Origin of the sequence: Alishewanella sp. BS5-314, assembly GCF_025377695.1 — a bacterium.
GTDB lineage: Bacteria > Pseudomonadota > Gammaproteobacteria > Enterobacterales > Alteromonadaceae > Alishewanella > Alishewanella aestuarii.
The window spans coordinates 1,349,225-1,367,468 of sequence record NZ_JACEHJ010000002.1 but is presented as its reverse complement, the minus strand read 5'-3'; the positions used below and the strand labels follow the sequence as shown (position 1 = coordinate 1,367,468).

The following is an 18,244-nucleotide window of genomic DNA, read 5'->3' as shown; positions in this document are numbered from 1 at the left end:
GAAGCGGACTGGAACTAAAAACAGCAAGAGGAGAGTGATATGCGTTGGTCTGCTTCAATTTTAGCGTTATCTTGCGCCGCTTTATTAGTGGCCTGCTCGCCACCGGCAGAGCAGCAAACTGCTACTCCGACACCTCAGGCAGCGGTAAGTCAGACGGTGCCGCAGTATTCAGCCGAAACCTTTTTTAATACCACCACTCTCTATGGCTCTTCGCTAAGTCATGACGGTAGTGCGGTGCTGGTAACCAGCGATGCCAGTGGTATTTTTAATGTTTACCGTTATCCGGTGGATGGCAGCGCCCCAACGCAATTAACCCAGTCAACCAGCGATGCCTATAACGGTATCAGCTGGTTTCCTAAGGATGATCGCTTTTTATATACCGCCGATCAGGGTGGCAATGAGTTAAACCACGTTTATGTGCAACTACCAGATGGCAGCAGTAAAGATTTAACACCGGGCGAGAAGCTCAAGGCGCAGATGGTGGGCTGGCATCAGGACGATGTGCATTTCTTTATTATGACCAACGAGCGGGATAACCGCTTTTTCGATTTGTATCAATACAGCAGTGTGGACTACAGCCGTAGCATGTTGTTTGAAAACAATACCGGTTTTAATTTAGAAGCGGTAAGCCCGAATGGCCGCTATCTGGCGCTTAGCCGCACTAACTCTAACTCTGACTCCGATCTGTTTTTGGTCGATTTACAGGCCGATAAAGCAGAACCTAAGTTGATTACGCCTACCGATGGCAATATCCAACATGGGGCTTATACCTTTACCGTTGATAATAAGGCCCTGATTTACAGTACCAATGGTCATGGCGAATTTAATCAAGCCTGGCGTTATGATCTGGCGACGGCTGAACACAGTGCCTATATCGCCGCCGATTGGGATGTTTCTTTCCTGTATTTCTCGAAATCAGGCCGTTATCAGGTGGTGGGGGTGAATGCCGATGCCCGTACTGAGTTAACCATTACCGATCTGAGCAACGGGCAAAAACTACAAATGCCGGCTTATCCAGCCGGCGATTTACGCGGTGTCAGTTTCTCGGCCGATGAAAACACCATGGTGTTTTATGTGAACTCAGATACCTCACCGTCAAACTTATTTGTCTGGCGTCTGGGCACCGATAGCGTGGCCCAGCTAACCCAAACCCTGGCTGCGGGTATGGATGCCACGCACCTAGTGCAAAGCTCGATCGAGCGCTTTAAAAGTTTCGATGGCCTGGAAATTCCCGGCTTACTGTATAAACCTAAGCAGGCCAGTAGCAGCAACAAAGTCCCCGGTATTATCTGGATCCACGGTGGTCCGGGCGGGCAAACCCGCCAGGGCTACAGTGCGATGATGCAGCATCTGGTCAATCATGGTTATGCGGTGTTTGGTGTCAATAACCGGGGTTCGTCCGGTTACGGTAAAACTTTCTACCATCTTGATGATAAACGGCATGGTGAAGATGACTTACAAGACATCGTCTATGGTAAAAAGTACCTGCAAAGCCTGGATTGGATTGATGGCGACAAGATTGTGGTGATGGGTGGTAGCTATGGTGGCTACCTGACGATGGCGGCACTGGCCTTTACCGATGAGTTTGATGCCGGTATTAATATCTTCGGTGTTACCAACTGGGTTCGGACGCTGGAGAGCATTCCACCATGGTGGGAGAGTTTCCGTCAGTCGCTGTACGATGAGCTGGGCGATCCGGCCGTTGATGGTGAACGTTTACGCCGTATTTCGCCGCTGTTTCATGCCGGTAATATTAAAGCCCCGGTATTGGTCGTGCAGGGCGCTAACGACCCGCGGGTGTTACAGGTTGAGAGCGATGAGATGGTGGCGGCGATCCGTGCTAATAATGTGCCGGTGGAGTATGTGTTGTTCCCGGACGAAGGCCATGGGTTTGCGGTAAAAGCTAACCGGATTAAAGCGCAGGAGGCGTATTTAAGTTTCCTGCAAACGCATCTGAAGTAACGGGGTGTTGTTTGATTAAAGCGCCGCAGCGAATTACTGCGGCGTTTTTGTTGGTGACGGATGATTGAAGTAATGTTGCTGCCATAATTACAGCGTATGATATGGTGATAAGTTAGAAGCTGCAGTGGCAAGGAGCGCCGCATCCGGCGGCAAGCCACGGGTTGGAACCTGCGTAATTTTGGGTAAAAGTAGCGGCTAGAATGGGGCAACGCCCTTAGCAGGGTAGTAATTTTCTCCACCGGCTTCAAGGATCACATCCCTGTGCCCTTTCAGCCTCTGCAGCATCCCTGCTGCTGTTACGAAAATTCTACCGCAGCTAAGGGCTTAAATAGTATCTGGTAGGCATCACGAAAAATATCATAGAGAACAGCAGATAGAAGACGAGGTGGTAAGCATTCCGTGCACTTTGTAAGGGAATGTATTTTTCAGGGATGAAAAATGACACAAATTTGCCGGGAGCAAATTTGAACAGCTTTAGCTGGCCCGTAGGGCAAACTTCAGGATGAAGTTTGTAACCGTACAGGGATGTATTCACAGCGTGTCCCGTCAAAGTTGTACGGAATGATTACCGCCGGATGCACTACCTTAGACTCTACAGCGTCCAGACCAGCTCAACGCCCTTAGCTGGGTAGTAATTTTCTCCACCGGCTTCAAGGATCACATCCCTGTGCCCTTTCAGCCTCCGCAGCATCCCTGCTGCTGTTACGAAAATTCTACCGCAACTAAGGGCTTAACTAATATCGGTGAGGCGTCGCGAATAATATCTCAGAGCGTCACCTGCACAAGACTAGGCGGTAAGCATTCCGTGCACTTTGTAAGGGAATGTATTTTTCAGGGATGAAAAATGACACAAATTTGCCGGGAGCAAATTTGAACAGCTTTAGCTGGCCCGTAGGGCAAACTTCAGGATGAAGTTTGTAACCGTACAGGGATGTATTCACAGCGTGTCCCGTCAAAGTTGTACGGTGTGCTTGCCGCCGGATGCAACGGGTTTGAATCTGCGTAACTATGTGTAACGGTAGCGTTTAAAATAGAGTGGCTAAGGGCTTAAATGACATCTGCGAGCGAGCAGAATTTAGCAAGGAATAATGATTAAAAACATGACTGAGACATCGACAAATAACTTCTGGAGCATCTTCCGGATTTTCCTGGTACTGGGCCTAACCTCCTTCGGCGGGCCGGTAGCGCATCTTGGTTATTTTCGTACCGAATTTGTTGAAAAACGTAAATGGCTGACTGAACGCGACTATGCTGAACTGGTGGCGTTATGCCAGTTCTTACCCGGCCCGGCCAGTAGCCAGGTTGGTTTAGCGCTTGGGCTATTACGTGGTCGCTATCGCGGTGCGCTGGCTGCCTGGCTCGGTTTTACGCTGCCATCGGCTGGGGTTTTGATTGCGTTTAGCCTCAGTTTGGCGATTTTACAAAGCCCGCTGTTGCAGGGTGCCTTGCAGGGCTTAAAGCTGGTGGCGGTTGCTGTGGTCGCTCATGCGGTTTGGGGGATGGCAAAAAGTTTATGTAGTACGGTGCCAAAAGTCAGCATTATGGCGCTAAGTGCGGTGTTGTTGCTGTTATTTCCGGTTATCTGGTTGCAACCTGTGGTGATCCTGCTTGGTGCACTGCTCGGTTATTTTCTGTTAAAGCAGGAAGCAGCCGCTGCGGCCTCTGCCTTACCTCTTAGTGTGTCGAGTACGGCAGCCAAGGCTTACGGTCTGTTATTTCTGGTCTTGTTATTCGGTTTACCGCTCGTGGCGCAGCTCTATCCCGGTGCTGTTGTCACTATGTTCGATATTTTCTACCGTGCCGGTGCGCTGGTGTTTGGCGGGGGGCATGTGGTGTTGCCACTGTTACAGGCCGAAGTGGTGCCAACAGATCTGGTCAGTGCTGATAACTTTATTGCCGGCTATGCGGCAGCGCAGGCTGTACCCGGCCCTTTGTTTACCTTTGCCGCTTTTTTAGGTGCCGCCAGTAATGGTGAACTAAGCGGTGTTTGGGGTGGGGTAGTGGCGCTGCTGGCCATCTTTTTGCCGTCTTTTCTGGTATTGGCGGCGGTGCTGCCGTACTGGCAAACACTGCGCGCTTCTAGTAACGTCAGTCGCTTAATGGCCGGCGTAGGGGCCAGTGTCACCGGCATTTTGCTGTCAGCCTTATATCAGCCAATCTGGCAAAGTAGTGTGTTCGGAGCCACTGATTTTGCGCTGGCACTGCTGGGTTTTATTGCGCTGCAATTCTGGCGCCTGCCAGCCTGGTTACTGGTGCTGGCTGGCGCCTTGATTGGCATGGTAAGGGTGCTGTAGAGCCCTCTAGTTATTGCTTTAGAATCTCATCGACACTACCCTGCGCCAGTGGGTGATAACCTGGCCGCGCCTGTTGATAGACCTTACGGGCAAAGGCCAAACCATCCGGCGTTTTGGCCAGCTCGCGGTACAATGGCAGGATCAGTTTGCGCCGCCCGATGCTAATCAGATAGCGCTCTAATGCCGGTAGCACTTCGCGATAGCCGGTTTTTAGGGCTAACAGAAACCAGGCGTGGGCAATTTCGCTATTGGTCGATTGCGTCAGGTTAAAGCCATTATCCAGCTGCTGTAACTGGCCGGGGCTAATGCTCAGCGGCAGGTTATTGATAAAATATAGCCACTCATGCACTGTCCAGTCTGTCGTTGGCAGCTCATCCAGGGTGCGTAAACCTGATAACCAGGCATTGCTATGTTGTTGTACCCTGACAAAGGCATCTGATTGCGGGTTGGGGGCTGTCGCCGGTAAACCCCGGCCATGGATCCATTCCTGCACTTCGGCGGCACTGACTTTGCCGGGATGCTTATCCAGCAAATTCGCTGTTAAGTAAGCCTCAAAGGCGGCCGTGGTGATACTTTGAAAGGCATGGTCATCGAAGTATTTTCTAACGAAAGGATCAAAGACCTCACGGCCAAAGCGGCTTTCCAGAAACATCAGAAACAGTTGCCCCTTGGTATAGGGCACGCCACTAAAAGCATCATCCGGATCGCGGCCCTTCAGATCGAGGTAGAGCCGGCTATCGTCCGGATCCAGACTGGCCAATTCTTGCTTTAGATCCTGCACCGCCAGGGCCTGCTCCATGATGGCGCGGTCTGTGCCAAACACCTGCTCCATAATGCGGTTTTCGACATAAGAGGTAAAGCCCTCGTTTAACCACAAGTCCTGCCAGGTCGCGTTGGTGACCAGATTGCCGGACCAGGAATGCGCCAGCTCGTGGGCAATCAGATTGACCAAGCTGCCATCGCCAGCAACCACGGTCGGTGTAATAAAAGACAGCACCGGGTTTTCCATGCCGCCAAACGGAAAGCTGGGCGGTAAGATCAGTAAATCATAACGGCCCCAGCGATAGTCACCGTACAGCTGTTCAGTCACATCAATCATCTGTTGCGTGCTGGCGAACTCTTTGGCGGCGGCCTCCAGAATATAAGCTTCGGCATAAACGCCGGTTTGCGCACTCATAGCTTTAAATTCGAGATCACCGACGGCGATGGCCAGCAAATAGGGCGGGATCGCCTGCGGCATAGTAAAGCGGTAATCGCCACTGCGCACTGCGCCGGGGGCGGTTGGTGCACTCATTACCGCCAGCAGGTCTTTGTCAGTTTGAATGCGGGCACTATAAGTCAGGCGCACCGCGGGCGTATCCTGAATCGGGATCCAGCTTCTGGCATGAATCGCCTGATTCTGGCTAAACATAAAGGGTTGCGTTTTCGCCGCGGTTTGTTCTTTGCTCAGCCATTGCAAGCCTGAGGCCTGCGGTTGCGATTGATAGTGAATACGTAGCGTATCGGCCTGAAAGCCCGGCTCTATCGTCAGCTTACTACCCAGCACCGGCTCAGCGGCAGCCAGACTAAAGGGCACTTTACGCCACTGACCATCAGCGCGGCGGGCATACACCTGTTTGATGATTAAGTCCCGGGTATCCAGATAAACGGTATTGGCGCTCTGATTTTGCCAGGTTAACGTCAAATCGGCAAAACCGGTCAGGGCTTTTTGTTCAAAATCGACCGCCAAATCCAGATAGAGATGGCTGACTTTCACATCCTGTAAATTGGCGTAGGTATAGGCATCATCAGCGGCCTGAGTCAGACCCGCGCCGAGCAGCAGTGCGCACAGCGCGGAAGCGCGTGCAGCAGAGAGTACAGAAGATAGCGCAGAAAAACGCAGTAACATAGCAAACCTTATTCTTATTCAGCTAAAGTACAGTCAACAAGGTATGTAATAGTCGCACTTATGTAAAGGGAAGAACCATCATGCTGAGATTAACCACCGCTTTTAGTCTGTTAGTTGCTGCTGCCAGCGTCACGGCAAGTCCATTACCTGATTTCCCGTTTATCAATGTTACCGGTCAGGCGACGTTGGAAGTGGCCCCCGACAAAGCTCAGATCCGCTTTGTCTTGCGCCAGACGGGGGCAACTGCTGAACAGGCTACCCGGGCTGTGTATCAGCAAGGCGAAAGTTTGCTGAAGTTTTTGCAAGCGCAAGGCTTAACTGAGAAAGCACTGGATGCGGCGCAGATCAATAAAGAAGCGCTGTATAAAGACTATCAGGACAGAACCATCACCGGTTATGAAGCCAGCCAGCCTATCACCCTGACACTGACCAATTTGGAGCAGTATGTGACGGTGATGGATTATCTGTTTACCCAGCCACAGATTTTTTCTATTCACAGCAGCTTTGATCACAGCAAACGCGAGGAATTTGAATTAACGCTAAGTGAAAAAGCCGGCGCGGATGCCCGTGCCCGTGCCAACCGCTTAGCCGCGGCGCAAGGCGTTAAGCTTAGCACCGTGTTTGCCATTACCGAGAACGCCGGTTTCGGTAATCTGGCCGGTGATTTTGGCTTTGGCGGTGGCCAGGTAAGTTATGGCCGGATGGAGAAAATGAGTGCCGACAGTGGCATGGCCGGGGCCTTGTTAGCGCCGAAACAGATTACGCTGCAAAAAAGCGTGAATGTAATTTATAAGCTCAATCCTTAAGCCATATCAAGTTAGCGCTAAGCAGTACGATCCTCAGCTGCTATGCTTTAAGCAGGCAAGTAGGGGACTATTAATGGTCGAAGCAAAAGCGTTTCAGATTTGGGTTGAAAACAGGGTGGTTCTGGCTTGTATCCGTGGCTGCTGGGATCGTTTTGCGGCTGAGGATTATAGCCGGGCTTTTAAGGCTGCCGCTACCAGGCTTACCGGTCAGCCTTGGGCGCATATCGTGTATCTGGATGACTGGCAGTTGGGTACGCCCGATATTGAGCCGATAGTGCAGGAACTGGTGACCTGGTGTTTGCATAATGGCCTGGTGCTGACTGCTCAGGTGTATTGTCCGCACAGCGTAAAGCGCTACCAACTGGACAAGATGATTATTGAGAAAACCCTGACCTTTGAACGCCGCGTATATGCTGACCAACAACAAGCATTTAACTGGCTGGCCGAGCGAGGCTTCGCGGTAAATGACTCTTCATTTCAGCGCTGTTCCTGACGTTTAACTACCCTAATAACACTTTATCCCGACTCCGGTATGCTTGCCGTACCGGAGTCGTCACCTGCGATATCAAGCCTGACGCTATTTTTCAATTATTAGAAGTTAAGTTCCGAGGTTAACAATGTATTGCTTAAGTAATAACGTCGGAATATCATTTGTGCTTTTAACGATCGAAGTTAACATTTTATGCGTTTTTTTACTGTTTTTCTTCTTATACTTGTGTTGACCAATTGCGCCAGCGTAAATTCCAGAAAAGCTAATGCGAAGCTTCAGCAAACCAACAGCTGTTGTCAAAGTATCTCTGAACTGCCTTTCAAGAAAGGCGAAATGCTTCATTTTATTGAGTATGACCTAGCTAAAGCGTCTGTTTTCGACTTTCGTCAAGGTAAAAGCTATTTTATCGCTTTAGAAAAACCTGTTGACAGTCGTTTTATAGAAATTACCAGCTGGCTAAACGGCTTTTTAATTACTAATGCCGATCTGATATATCCTTTAGTGACAGTATTGAATAAAGACAAGCAGATCATAACAACCTTGCGTTCTTTAGAGGACTGGCGTCGAGGATTATCAATCACGCCGCACGTAACCCGGGCACCCTTCTACCGAATCCGTTTGACGTTGCCTGAAGATACTTATTTCGTTGTGGTTCATGCGGATCCATCGAAGTTAACAGAAACAACCCCTTACACTCACCGACCCGTTAATGGTGGTTTAATGTTTGTTGATATTGGTTTCAACGTCATTGGAAACTTAACTATAGGTTTTAACTAACTCTTACAGGGAATAAAAATGAAAAAAATATGGGTATTTCTAGCGTTAATATTACTTAGTGCATGTCAGTCGACAAAAGTTAGTTACCTAAACACAAAAGAGTTACAAAGTAATTATCCTCGGATTATGGCGTTCAACCCCAGGATGGAAAAGGGGCTTGAGATGCATGATGACATTCTTAAGACAATTATCGAGCCTAAGCTAAAAGCAGAGCTGGAAGCAAAGGGCTTTCAATTTGTTCCTGCTGAGCGTTTTTATGAGATACATACTCAGTTGCGCAAAGCGGAGACTAATTTGTTTGATCCGGTCACCGGTCAACGTGATGAAGTTCGTAGTAACGAAATATGGCAGCAAGCTCTGCAACAAGCCAAGGCCGAGCTTAACATCGATGCCTTTGTTTATTATGGTTTTAGTGTCAGAACGGCTCGTTTTTCTAATGACTTTACTAAGATGTATGTTGCGACTTGGGATGGACAGGAAGAATCTGCGTTATCAGATGGAGTGGGCGCAGGAAAGGTCTTAGGTGCTTTCTTTGTGCAAACCAATGGTACCTTACCAGGCCTATCAGTATTCGTTCAGTTCGAGAATGAGTATGGTAAAACGATCAGTTTCGGTGCTGGTGGCATAGAATTACTTGCTCAATTTAACAATAACAAAGATGTTGTCTATAAAGATGTCAATACCGTATTGCAAAACCATCAGCATATAAATATCGCATTAGAAAGAGCGTTATTGCAGATCGACAACCAAAAAGGTAAGGGAAAATGAGTCGCTTTTTTAGCGTACTTCTAGCGTTTTTAATACTTGCCGGTTGTCAGCTACCAACATTGCCAGAACGACCGACGCCGATTGATAATAGCCTCCCTCTTCAGAAACGTGCTGGTAATCAGGTTATATGGCTTTGGTTACCGCAAACCATGCAATCTGAGTTGGTCAACTATCGATTTGCCGTTGAGGCAAATCTTTCTACCCTTGTTGATGATAAGCTTTTGTTGCAACGCAGCATTGAAGCTCAAAAGCGGTTTGATCAGGCAGTGAAAGAGCATGGTGGAGTGTTTGATCCAAGTTCAGGAAAGTTGAATCAAGCGGGGTTGATGGCAGGGCTTGAGCTCGTTAAAACCTATGTCGCGGCGGAAATGCCTGAGGTTACAGATATTATTTATGTCAACCTTAAACAACAGTCTGTTAAAGTTCACGATGGGGTAGCTCGTTGGAACAATACGCAACAAAAAGTCGTAAATACGAATAGTTCTGTTCGTTACGCAACAGCTGTTTCGTTGGAGCTTCGTTACATTGGTAGTGAACAACAACCACTTACTGAGATACAAGGGCTTGATATCCAACCTGCTCCGCTGGGTAATCACAATAGATACGAGCTAATCCTAAAACGAGTATTGCAACCATACCTCCAGTAACGGCTTGCTGTAACAGCGTCGTGGCACAGTTCAGCCTCGAAAGAGGTGTCATTATTGACACCCCAGTTCGCGACTCCGGTACGACAAGCATACCGGAGTCGAACGGTGTAACGCGTCGATAAGCGCTGATGCAGTTGCCTTAGCAAGTTGGTATAATCTTCGCCCTACTATCCTGCTGCTGTGCTTGCTAAAGGTCCCGTTTAATGTCGCAACCCCTGATTGATCGTCCGCTGCGCGGCATTATCGCTATGCTGCTGGCAGTGGCGTTTTTTTCGGCGATGGATGCCGGTATGAAAGCCTTGACTGCTTATCATAGCCCGATGCAAATCACCGCACTGCGTGGTGCCTTAGCTTGGCCGCTGGTAGTCATTTGGTTATGTAGCAGTGGTGCCATTAAGCAGATCTTGCAAACCCGTTGGTCGCTGCATCTGCTGCGCGCAGCGCTCGGTATTACTATGCTTTGGGCCTTTGTGTTTAGCTTGCAAACGCTGGCACTGGCCGATGCTTATGCCATTTTCTTTGCCGCGCCCTTTATTATTACCCTGCTGTCGGCCTGGTGGCTGAAAGAGTATGTGGCACCGCGGCAGTATCTGGTGTTAGTGATTGGCCTGGCGGCGGTGTGCTATATGTTAAAACCGGATGCCGGGCAGTGGCTAAGTTTAGGTGCTTTAGCGGCACTGTTGGCGGCCTGTTGCTACGCCGTGTCGGCAATTTCGGTGCGGGTTTTGGCGCGCTCAGACAGTGCTGCCAATATGGTGTTCTGGCTGATGACCTTTTTAACTCTGGGCGCCACAGCGCTGGCTTTGCCGAACTGGCAGCCGTTACAAGCGCAGCTATGGCCGGTCTATCTGCTGATTGGTGTCTGTGGCTTTCTGGGGCAAATTACTATTACCGAAGCCTTTCGTATTGCGCCGGCGGCAATAGTCGCGCCCTTTGAGTATACAGCCCTGCTTTGGGGCATTGGCTTTGATATTGCGTTATGGCAACTGTATCCGGGGCGCAGTGTTTTGCTTGGTGCCACTGTGATTATGCTCTGTGGTTTGTATCTGCTGTGGCAACAAAGGCGCGGTCATTAGCTTGCCAACATCAGCGCCACAAGCCCAGCTTATCGCCGGCACTCAGTTTTCGTTGTAGCAGCTGCAGTGTTTGCTGTTGACCGTCTGAACGGTCATTTAACCAATACACAAAAACTCCGACAAAAAGTGCGCTGAGTGCCAGTTCCTGACCAATTCGCGTCAGGCCACTGGCACCTAGAGCTGCCGCCTCGCGTAGCCACTGCACCGTCGCGCTGATCCTAAGCAGCGCTGCTGCTTGCAGATGAAAATGACCCGGTTCCAGCTTATACAGCAACATTTGCCCGGTTTGCTGTTGATAAGGGGCCAGGGCATTAAGCCAACTGCTAATGGCCAGATATAAGCGCTCGCTTGCTGAGTGCTCCTGATAGCTGTGGCTTAGCATCTGTTGATCGGCACGGTCAAACCAGGCGTCGGCCAGCTGATCTTTGGTGCTGATCTGTTGATAGAGTGCACTGAGCGGACAGTTGAGAGCTGAGGCGATATCGCATAGCCGCAATTGTTCCCAACTGCTGGCCGCAGCCAGCTGTAAGGCGGTGTCGAGAATTTGTGCTTTAGTGGGGGCTTCCATTGGTCGCTTTGGCTCCGGCTTAAATACTCGGTTAAGTATAGTGGTGCCGGGCGAAAAAACGCCGGCAACAGCGTGAAATCTGTGCCGGCGTTTTATTAGAGCGTGCTGTGTTTGTATGCAGCACTAATGCTTACAACCCCAACTTGGTTGGCATGGCTGGTGCCTGCCGGTGGTCCTGCGGTGGGTTGGCTTTTAGCTGTTGTAGCGTATGTTCAATCGCCCGCTCCAGCTGCACATCGATGCCACGGTTGACGGCTATCGGATCCAGCTCTACCTCGATATCCGGCGCCACCCCTTCATTTTCCACCCGCCATTCGCCATCCGGCGTATAGAAGCGGAAGAAGGGTACCACATGGAAGCCGCCATCGATCATCGCTGGATTAGCCGAAATACCAATCAGCCCCCCCCAGGTACGGGTACCTATGGTTTTGCCCAATCCCAACCGTTTAAAGGCCCAGGGGAGGAAGTCGCCGCCTGAGCCGGCATCCTGGTCAATTAACATGGTTTTCGGGCCATAGATACCGGCTCCCGGCGTAGTAAAGCCGGCGCCGGCCCGATCTTTCCAGCCAGCCAGGAAGGGCCGGGCCAGGATTTCGGTGATATAGTTCGCCGCCTGACCGCCGCCATTTTTCCGCTCATCAATAATCAGCGCCGGCTTTTCGGTTTGCGCAAAGAACATCCGGTTAAAGAAGTAGAAACCGCCATCGGCCGTGTTTGGCAGGTAAACATAGGCAACCTGGCCCTGAGTCTTTTCTTCAACCCGTTTACGATTGTTTTCTACCCAATGCCAGAGTCTTAGCTGACTTTCATCGGTCACGGGCTCTACAGTAATATCGCGTTTGTTACGGCCACGCACATCGTCGGCCAGTGTCAGGCGAACTTGCTTGCCGGCCGTATTATCTAACAACTGATAGATATTTTGCGCAGCAGTGAGCTCGACACCGTTAATGGCCAGCAGGTAATCGCCGGCCTTGGCACTGGCGCCAGGCGTCGCCAGCGGCGCGCGCAGGAAGGGGCTCCAGCGATCACCCTGATAGACGGTTTTCAGGCGGTAGCGATTATTATCAATTGCAAAATCGGCGCCCAGCAAGCCTACGCCGGTGCTGGCAGCCTGGTAGATATCGCCACCGCCAATCCGGTTATGGCCAACCTGCAGCTCGGCAATCATCTCAACCAGCACTTCGTTCAGATCCTCGCGCCGCTGCACGTGCGCCAGCATTGGTTGATACTTATCGTAAATCCCTTGCCAGTTGATACCATGCAGTGCCGGATCGTAGAAATATTCCAGCTGCATCCGCCAGGCATCATTAAAGATCTGTTGCCACTCGGCGGCCGGATCGATAAAGCTGCGCACCTGACTTAAATCCAGCGCCTTGGGTTCAGGCTTGGCTACTGCATCCGCCAGTTGCAGGCGGTTTGGTAAACTGACCAACAGTAGCTTCTTGCCATCACCGCTCAGCTGATAGTCGCTGATCCCCTGCTGCACCAGGGCCGGTTTACGCTCTTTAAAATCAAAGCGATACAAGCTGGCGCTGTTGCGAGTGTCGCTGCCCGGTAGCTCATTACTGGCACCGCTTTGTGGCAGTTCCAGATAGAATAGGGCACCATCACTGGCGACGCTGAGCCGGCTGTAGTTGCGCTCGGCAACCGGTAAGCCGACAATCCGATCCTGAATGCCGATCAGGTCCAGCTGCACCGGCTTGACGGTCGCCGCCTTATCATCGGCCTCGGTTTTCGTTGCCGTCGCTTTCGGGCTCTCTTCATCACTTCGCGGTAACAACGGCGACTTACCATTCGCAGCGAGCACGGCAGCATATAGTGCAGAGCGTACCGGCCGCTCCCGCGTCGACAGATCCAGCCCCACCTGAGCCGGGCCGGTATTTACCGAGGCCGCGAAGTACAGATAATCCTGGCTAAATACCGGGCTGGTAGCATGGCTTAGACCATCCGTTAGCTGCTGGCTGCGCTGCAGCGTAAAGTCATACACTTTGATTTGGCTAAAATAATTTTCCCCCACCACCGTATAGGCCAGATAACGGCTATCCGGTGAGAAGCTGACGCTAAAGCCCTGGCGGCGCAAGGAGGTATCCAGTTTCAGCTCGCGTTTACGTTTCACATCATAGGCATATAAATTAAGATGATTATCCTGATATACCAATAGGTTAGCATCAGGTGACCAGGCGAGCAGATTGTAATAGCCCGGATTCGCTAACTCCACCAGTTGCGGCCGGCCACTGCCATCCTGGCTGGCGATCACCAGTTGGTGCTTATTACCGGCATCAGAAAGATACGCCACCTTAGTGCCATCCGGGCTCCAGTGCGCATCAAACTCGCGAATATCGGAGCTTTGCGTCAGATTGCGGGTGGAGCCTTCTTTGGCTGGCACAGTAAAAATATCACCGCGGGCACTAAGTAAAACACGTTGACCGGTGGCGGATAAACGGGCGGAGGTCAGGGTTTTACTGGCATCTTTCCATTGTGGCCGGCGCTGCTCTGATTGGGTATTCAGTTGCACTACCAGCTGCTGGCTTTGTCCGCTGCTCAGATCCAACTGATACAGATAGCCACCGGCTTCATAGACTACGGTGTTGTCAAAGCCAGCTGCTGAGCGGATATCCCTATCACGCAATTGGGTAAGTTGTTCCACTTGCTGACCACGGTAGCGGAATAAATTGACAGCCTGGTTATCGCGGTCAGATAAGAAGTACACCTCATCCTGTAACCAGAACGGGTTGAAATTATTGGCATTGGGCTGGGGGACTTTTTCCAGCTGAGCTTGTTCCAGATCGAGGATCCAGATCGGTGGCGTGCTGCCACCACGATGTAGCCGCCAGCCACTGCTGCCGCTATACGCCATATTGTTTGGGCGGTACGCCAGCTTTTTGCCATCGGCCGACAGCTGGCCTTCGAAGGCGACTGCCTGCATCAGTTTTTCTTCATAGCCGCCGGTTACGGCGACCTGATACAGCTGATTGCTGCGGCTATTAGCCACTTCGCGGTTCGAGGCGAACAAGACCTTGCGACCATCCGGGCTCCAGCCATTGACGGTATCGGCACCGGGATGCCAGGTTAGACGCTGTGCCGGACCACCGCTTACCGGCATCAGATAGACATCAGTATTGTTATCGTAACTGGCTGAAAATGCGATCCACTTGCCGTCAGGTGAGAATTTGGGCGAAAACTCTGCCGCCGGGTGATTGGTCAGTTGCCGTGGTGACGAGCCATCACGGTTCGCCAGCCACAGGTCGCCACCGTAAACAAATACCAGATGATTGGCTGAAATATCGGGTTGGCGTAATAGCCGGCTGCCTTCACTGGCCATAGCGGTACCGCACAGGGCAAGCGTGCAGCACAGCGCCAGATAGGATCGAGCGTGCATAAGCAGTTCCTTGGTGTAGTTGTTGTAGTAATTAGCTTATCTTAGCCAGAAAATTCCTGGCTTAACACCTGTTGCCGTTCGGTTTCGGTCAGAATACCGGTTAGCAGCGTTTTGCGGCGTAGCCGGCGCATACTCTCACTGTCTTCCAGCAAGGCACGACGAAACAGCTCCGGCTGATCAAGCTGGCTTAGCATACTGTACCAGCGGATATAGCCCCAATGCTTAATTAAACCGGTCTGATAGCGCAGCTCCAGTTTTTCCAGTAATGGCGCAGCCAGCTCAGGCTGAGCCAGTAGCTTATCGGCAATTAGCTGGTGCAGCGCCAATAGCTGGGCATCAGTATGAATTTGCACCCGGCTGGGCGCACGACGGGGACGATGCATTTATTTGCTCTCAGGGCTCGGGCTGTTTAGATTTGGTCGGTTAAAGGTCGCATTGGCCATCGCTACAGCCTTTGCGACGGGCCGCCCAGAAGTAATACGCCCGGTTTGCCAGCGAAGTAATAAGCGGTAAACTCAAAAGCCAGGGTAAAAAGCGCAGACCCGCTAAACGCCAGTAATAAAGTGTAGCGGGCAGGGCAGTAATAAAGCGCTCGCCATCCCACAAATGGATTTCAGCCAGCATGGCGCTGCGCTTAACCCCGGCAAAGCCGGTAAAGTCGGGCGCACTGATATCAACCAGCTCAATTTTGCCGCTGAGTTTCGGGCCCAGCCAGCTCATTTCATGCCGGCACAATTTGCAGCTGCCATCGAAAAACAGCTTTTTATCCACTTTTTTATCTACAGTGGCGCTGACCTTAGTAGGCGACATAAAACCCCAGATGACACAGTATTACGACAAAGGTGAGCTGATTGCGCAGGCTACGGTAAGGCAAAGCATAGCGCTGATTAATACCGCTGATAACCTCATAACACCTTAAGGCTGCGAATAGCAGGGCGAGCGCCAGCAGGCTATATGCGGGTAGCAGTGCTAACGCCAGGATTGCCAGTACCGGAAAGCTGACTACCCACAGGGCCCGGCTTGACGGCTCTGGCGCCTGATATAATACCGGCCATAGCACGCCAGCCATAAAACCTAAGATCAGGCAGCTGTAGAACTGAAACAACAGCATGGCCTGTGCGGGAGCAAGCAAAGGCCAGAGCAGGCTGCAAAATGGTAACAAGACAAAGGGAATTAAACCCGCATAACCCAGAGGCGCAATCATCGGCATACAACAGTGATACTCAGATGCCGCTTTTACGCCCGGGCCAGGTTCCGGGATCAGACCAGACGCTGCTTATTAATCACCGTTTTGCCAATGGGGGCTACTGCCAGGCAGGCCAGTTTCAGATGCTGCAGACCAAAGGGGATACCAATGATTGTGATAAAGCAGACAATAGCATGGAACAAATGGCCAATGGCCAGCCAGATACCAAACAGCACAAACCAGATAATATTCCCCATAGTACCAAGGGCACCAGTGCCGATGTCGTCCGCCTTATTCAGATAGCGGCGGTTGATGGTGTCCTGACCAAAGGGCCAGAATGCCAGTTCACCCATCACAAAGCAGGCGCGGCCAAATGGAATACCGATAATACTGATAAAACAAATCAGCCCAATCAGCCACCAAGCCAGCCCCATCACAAAGCCGCCTAGAATAAACCAGAAGATATTAAAAACTAACCGTAGTACGCCCATCATCCTATCCTTCTTTTTCTGTGTATAAGGCTAAACCCGCACGCTGACAGCCGCTATCTGCCAGCAGTGATTTAATTCCCTGCTATACTTGCCAATAGTATGCCAGGTATTAATGCGTTGTTTTTATTGGTTTTAATTTTTTGCTTTCCCAAGCCTATAGCGAGAATAACTAAAATATAGTCATTTTTCAGCCGGCTTATTGCAGTTTAAGCCAGTTATTCTATAATAATTTACTGTACCAACCAGTCGGTTTTTTTTGGGTGGCCTGCCAGGCCGTAATCTCAGCCCGGCGGAACACAGGAGTAGCATATTGAGCAAAAAGGCCCAGATCACCGTCAGCCAGATTATCCAGGCCGCGCTTAGCGTTGCAGCAGATAAGGGCGCCGGCAAAGTTACTCTGGACGCTGTTGCCAAAGCGGCAGGCGTCAGTAAGGGGGGCTTGATTTATCACTTTCCAAGCAAGGAGGCACTGATTAGCGCCATGGTGCAGCATTTACTGGATGAGGCCGATTGCCGGCGCGAGCAACAGACGCAACTGGAGCAATCGACGCTGGCTGCGTTGCTGCAAACCCGAGCTTCCTTTACCCGGCAAATTGCCGGCAATACTGCTATGGCCATTTTGGCCGCTGCGGCTGAGCAACCAGCCTTACTTAAACCGGTACAGCAACACAATATTGCGATGTTGCAGCAGGTGCTGGCCGAGCATCAGCAATCACCTCAGGCCTTGTTATTGTTTTTAGCCAGCGAAGCCCTGGTTTTTCATGATTTATTGCATATTTCGCCCTTCACTGAGCAGGAGCGAATCGATTTGGAACAATTATTAGTGCAACAGGCACGGGAGCTGCAAGCATGAAATTGACACTGAAATCATCATGGTGGATTGCCAGTTTAGTCGTCGGGCTAAGTGCCTGCTCGGACGCACCACAGCAGGCAACAGTGGCGGTGCCAACGGTGAAACTTTATACCGTTAATGGCGAAGATCAGGCCAGTAGCCGGCATTTTGTCGGGCGTATTGATGCCGTAAGTACAGTGGATCTGGCGTTTCAGGTTGGCGGCAGAGTAACAGAGCTACCCGTGCAGCAAGGTCAGGTGGTTCCGGCAGGGGAATTGCTGGCCGCGCTGGACCCAGCAGATTACCGGTTAGCAGTGGAACAAGCCGAAGTGCAGTTGGCGCAGGCCAGCCGTGATTTAGAGCGGGGCAAGCCGTTGCGTGAGCAGGGGATTTTAACACCGTCTGCTTTTGATCAGTTACAAACCAATTTTGAGATTGCCCGGGTCGCGCTGGAAAATGCCCGGCGTAATCTGGACTATACCCAACTGAAAGCACCCTTCGATGCGCTGGTGACCCGGCGTATTGTCGAGCGCTTTGCTACCGTAGCCGCCGGCACGCCGTTATTAAGAGTGCAAAATATTACCGAGCTGCGGGTACATATCAATGTGCCGGAGCAGATTATGCGCCAGGTGCGGGATACCAGTGATTATCTGGTTTCGGTGCGCTTGTCAGAGTCTGCCACTGAGCGCTATCCACTGGCCTACCGTGAGCATGCAACCGAGGTTGATCCGCTGACCCAGACCTATCAGGTGTCCTTTGCCATGCCACGTTTGCCGGATGTGAATTTACTGCCAGGTATGACTGTCAACGTCGTCACGGAAAAAGTGGCGGCGAACAGTGCGGTACTGATCCCGGTATCGGCGCTGGATACCGCCACACCGGACCAATTCTATGTCTGGCGCTATCAGGCCCAGACGCAAAGCGTGCAGCGGGTACCGGTGCAGGTGGGTAGTATTCGTGAGCAGCAGGTGGAGATTATCAGTGGTTTAAGCCGAGGCGAGCAGCTGGTGTCAGCCGGGATCTATCAGCTGCAACCTGAGCAGCAAGTTCAGCCCTTTGTAGCCTATTAAGGAGCGGTCT

17 protein-coding genes are annotated in these 18,244 nt (G+C 51.2%); 10 read left to right on the top strand and 7 right to left on the bottom strand.

Annotation, left to right across the window (positions count from 1 at the left end):
- Window positions 1-39 precede the first annotated feature (39 nt).
- On the top strand, window positions 40-1,962 hold the full coding sequence (locus tag H1D31_RS10780; protein ID WP_261258471.1) for an alpha/beta hydrolase family protein: 1,923 nt from the start codon (window positions 40-42) through the stop codon (window positions 1,960-1,962).
- Between the two features lie 1,088 nt (window positions 1,963-3,050).
- Window positions 3,051-4,256, top strand: coding sequence for a chromate efflux transporter (gene chrA, locus H1D31_RS10775; RefSeq protein WP_314732998.1), 1,206 nt, complete (start codon window positions 3,051-3,053; stop codon window positions 4,254-4,256).
- A gap of 10 nt (window positions 4,257-4,266) precedes the next feature.
- On the opposite strand, the gene H1D31_RS10770 is transcribed toward chrA, so the two are convergent.
- On the bottom strand, window positions 4,267-6,144 hold the full coding sequence (locus H1D31_RS10770; RefSeq protein WP_261258468.1) for a M1 family metallopeptidase: 1,878 nt from the start codon (window positions 6,142-6,144) through the stop codon (window positions 4,267-4,269).
- An 80-nt stretch (window positions 6,145-6,224) separates the two neighbouring features.
- On the opposite strand from H1D31_RS10770, the gene H1D31_RS10765 reads away from it, so the two are divergent.
- From H1D31_RS10765 to H1D31_RS10740, 6 genes are all read left to right on the top strand, one after another.
- Window positions 6,225-6,950, top strand: a complete 726-nt coding sequence (locus tag H1D31_RS10765; protein ID WP_057785828.1) for an SIMPL domain-containing protein — start codon at window positions 6,225-6,227, stop codon at window positions 6,948-6,950.
- Between the two features lie 73 nt (window positions 6,951-7,023).
- The gene (locus H1D31_RS10760; protein ID WP_261258465.1) at window positions 7,024-7,443 is read left to right on the top strand and encodes a hypothetical protein; all 420 of its coding nucleotides are present in this window, start codon (window positions 7,024-7,026) and stop codon (window positions 7,441-7,443) included.
- Between the two features lie 189 nt (window positions 7,444-7,632).
- Window positions 7,633-8,217 carry a hypothetical protein gene (locus H1D31_RS10755; RefSeq protein ID WP_261258463.1) on the top strand — a complete coding sequence of 195 codons (585 nt, stop codon included), beginning with the start codon at window positions 7,633-7,635 and terminating at the stop codon, window positions 8,215-8,217.
- Window positions 8,218-8,235: 18 nt separating this feature from the next.
- Entirely contained in the window at window positions 8,236-8,985 is a 750-nt protein-coding gene (locus H1D31_RS10750; protein WP_261258461.1) for a hypothetical protein, read from the top strand.
- Window positions 8,982-9,632: a hypothetical protein gene (locus H1D31_RS10745; protein WP_261258458.1), complete on the top strand. Its 651-nt coding sequence runs from the start codon at window positions 8,982-8,984 to the stop codon at window positions 9,630-9,632. Before H1D31_RS10750 ends, H1D31_RS10745 begins: the two co-directional genes overlap by 4 nt.
- 203 nt (window positions 9,633-9,835) lie before the next feature.
- A complete protein-coding gene (locus tag H1D31_RS10740) occupies window positions 9,836-10,708 on the top strand; it encodes a DMT family transporter (RefSeq protein ID WP_008951659.1) in 873 nt (290 codons plus the stop codon).
- A gap of 10 nt (window positions 10,709-10,718) precedes the next feature.
- On the opposite strand, the gene H1D31_RS10735 is transcribed toward H1D31_RS10740, so the two are convergent.
- The 6 genes from H1D31_RS10735 to H1D31_RS10710 form a co-directional block, all read right to left on the bottom strand.
- On the bottom strand, window positions 10,719-11,276 hold the full coding sequence (locus H1D31_RS10735; protein WP_261258454.1) for a TetR/AcrR family transcriptional regulator: 558 nt from the start codon (window positions 11,274-11,276) through the stop codon (window positions 10,719-10,721).
- Between the two features lie 130 nt (window positions 11,277-11,406).
- The gene (locus tag H1D31_RS10730) at window positions 11,407-14,655 is read right to left on the bottom strand and encodes a S41 family peptidase (RefSeq protein WP_261258451.1); all 3,249 of its coding nucleotides are present in this window, start codon (window positions 14,653-14,655) and stop codon (window positions 11,407-11,409) included.
- Between the two features lie 41 nt (window positions 14,656-14,696).
- The gene (locus tag H1D31_RS10725) at window positions 14,697-15,038 is read right to left on the bottom strand and encodes a hypothetical protein (protein ID WP_261258450.1); all 342 of its coding nucleotides are present in this window, start codon (window positions 15,036-15,038) and stop codon (window positions 14,697-14,699) included.
- Window positions 15,039-15,078: 40 nt separating this feature from the next.
- Complete coding sequence (locus tag H1D31_RS10720; protein WP_261258447.1) at window positions 15,079-15,465, bottom strand: thiol-disulfide oxidoreductase DCC family protein; 387 nt, start codon at window positions 15,463-15,465, stop codon at window positions 15,079-15,081.
- Window positions 15,452-15,865, bottom strand: a complete 414-nt coding sequence (locus H1D31_RS10715; RefSeq protein WP_065955204.1) for a DUF3429 family protein — start codon at window positions 15,863-15,865, stop codon at window positions 15,452-15,454. Before H1D31_RS10715 ends, H1D31_RS10720 begins: the two co-directional genes overlap by 14 nt.
- 50 nt (window positions 15,866-15,915) lie before the next feature.
- Window positions 15,916-16,332: a YccF domain-containing protein gene (locus H1D31_RS10710; protein ID WP_261260087.1), complete on the bottom strand. Its 417-nt coding sequence runs from the start codon at window positions 16,330-16,332 to the stop codon at window positions 15,916-15,918.
- A gap of 310 nt (window positions 16,333-16,642) precedes the next feature.
- Between H1D31_RS10710 and H1D31_RS10705 the strand changes: the two genes are divergently transcribed.
- Window positions 16,643-17,185, top strand: a complete 543-nt coding sequence (locus tag H1D31_RS10705) for a TetR/AcrR family transcriptional regulator (RefSeq protein ID WP_065955205.1) — start codon at window positions 16,643-16,645, stop codon at window positions 17,183-17,185.
- The gene (locus H1D31_RS10700) at window positions 17,182-18,234 is read left to right on the top strand and encodes an efflux RND transporter periplasmic adaptor subunit (protein ID WP_261258444.1); all 1,053 of its coding nucleotides are present in this window, start codon (window positions 17,182-17,184) and stop codon (window positions 18,232-18,234) included. The genes H1D31_RS10705 and H1D31_RS10700 overlap by 4 nt, the downstream gene beginning before the upstream one ends.
- Window positions 18,235-18,244: the final 10 nt, after the last annotated feature.

Excerpts from the sequence above, each read along its gene's own strand:
- H1D31_RS10780 (WP_261258471.1), top strand. The coding sequence starts at position 40 with ATGCGTTGGTCTGCTTCAATTTTAGCGTTATCTTGCGCCGCTTTATTA.
- chrA (WP_314732998.1), top strand. The coding sequence starts at position 3,051 with ATGATTAAAAACATGACTGAGACATCGACAAATAACTTCTGGAGCATC.
- H1D31_RS10770 (WP_261258468.1), bottom strand. The coding sequence starts at position 6,144 with ATGTTACTGCGTTTTTCTGCGCTATCTTCTGTACTCTCTGCTGCACGC.
- H1D31_RS10765 (WP_057785828.1), top strand. The coding sequence starts at position 6,225 with ATGCTGAGATTAACCACCGCTTTTAGTCTGTTAGTTGCTGCTGCCAGC.
- H1D31_RS10760 (WP_261258465.1), top strand. The coding sequence starts at position 7,024 with ATGGTCGAAGCAAAAGCGTTTCAGATTTGGGTTGAAAACAGGGTGGTT.
- H1D31_RS10755 (WP_261258463.1), top strand. The coding sequence starts at position 7,633 with ATGCGTTTTTTTACTGTTTTTCTTCTTATACTTGTGTTGACCAATTGC.
- H1D31_RS10750 (WP_261258461.1), top strand. The coding sequence starts at position 8,236 with ATGAAAAAAATATGGGTATTTCTAGCGTTAATATTACTTAGTGCATGT.
- H1D31_RS10745 (WP_261258458.1), top strand. The coding sequence starts at position 8,982 with ATGAGTCGCTTTTTTAGCGTACTTCTAGCGTTTTTAATACTTGCCGGT.
- H1D31_RS10740 (WP_008951659.1), top strand. The coding sequence starts at position 9,836 with ATGTCGCAACCCCTGATTGATCGTCCGCTGCGCGGCATTATCGCTATG.
- H1D31_RS10735 (WP_261258454.1), bottom strand. The coding sequence starts at position 11,276 with ATGGAAGCCCCCACTAAAGCACAAATTCTCGACACCGCCTTACAGCTG.
- H1D31_RS10730 (WP_261258451.1), bottom strand. The coding sequence starts at position 14,655 with ATGCACGCTCGATCCTATCTGGCGCTGTGCTGCACGCTTGCCCTGTGC.
- H1D31_RS10725 (WP_261258450.1), bottom strand. The coding sequence starts at position 15,038 with ATGCATCGTCCCCGTCGTGCGCCCAGCCGGGTGCAAATTCATACTGAT.
- H1D31_RS10720 (WP_261258447.1), bottom strand. The coding sequence starts at position 15,465 with ATGTCGCCTACTAAGGTCAGCGCCACTGTAGATAAAAAAGTGGATAAA.
- H1D31_RS10715 (WP_065955204.1), bottom strand. The coding sequence starts at position 15,865 with ATGCCGATGATTGCGCCTCTGGGTTATGCGGGTTTAATTCCCTTTGTC.
- H1D31_RS10710 (WP_261260087.1), bottom strand. The coding sequence starts at position 16,332 with ATGGGCGTACTACGGTTAGTTTTTAATATCTTCTGGTTTATTCTAGGC.
- H1D31_RS10700 (WP_261258444.1), top strand. The coding sequence starts at position 17,182 with ATGAAATTGACACTGAAATCATCATGGTGGATTGCCAGTTTAGTCGTC.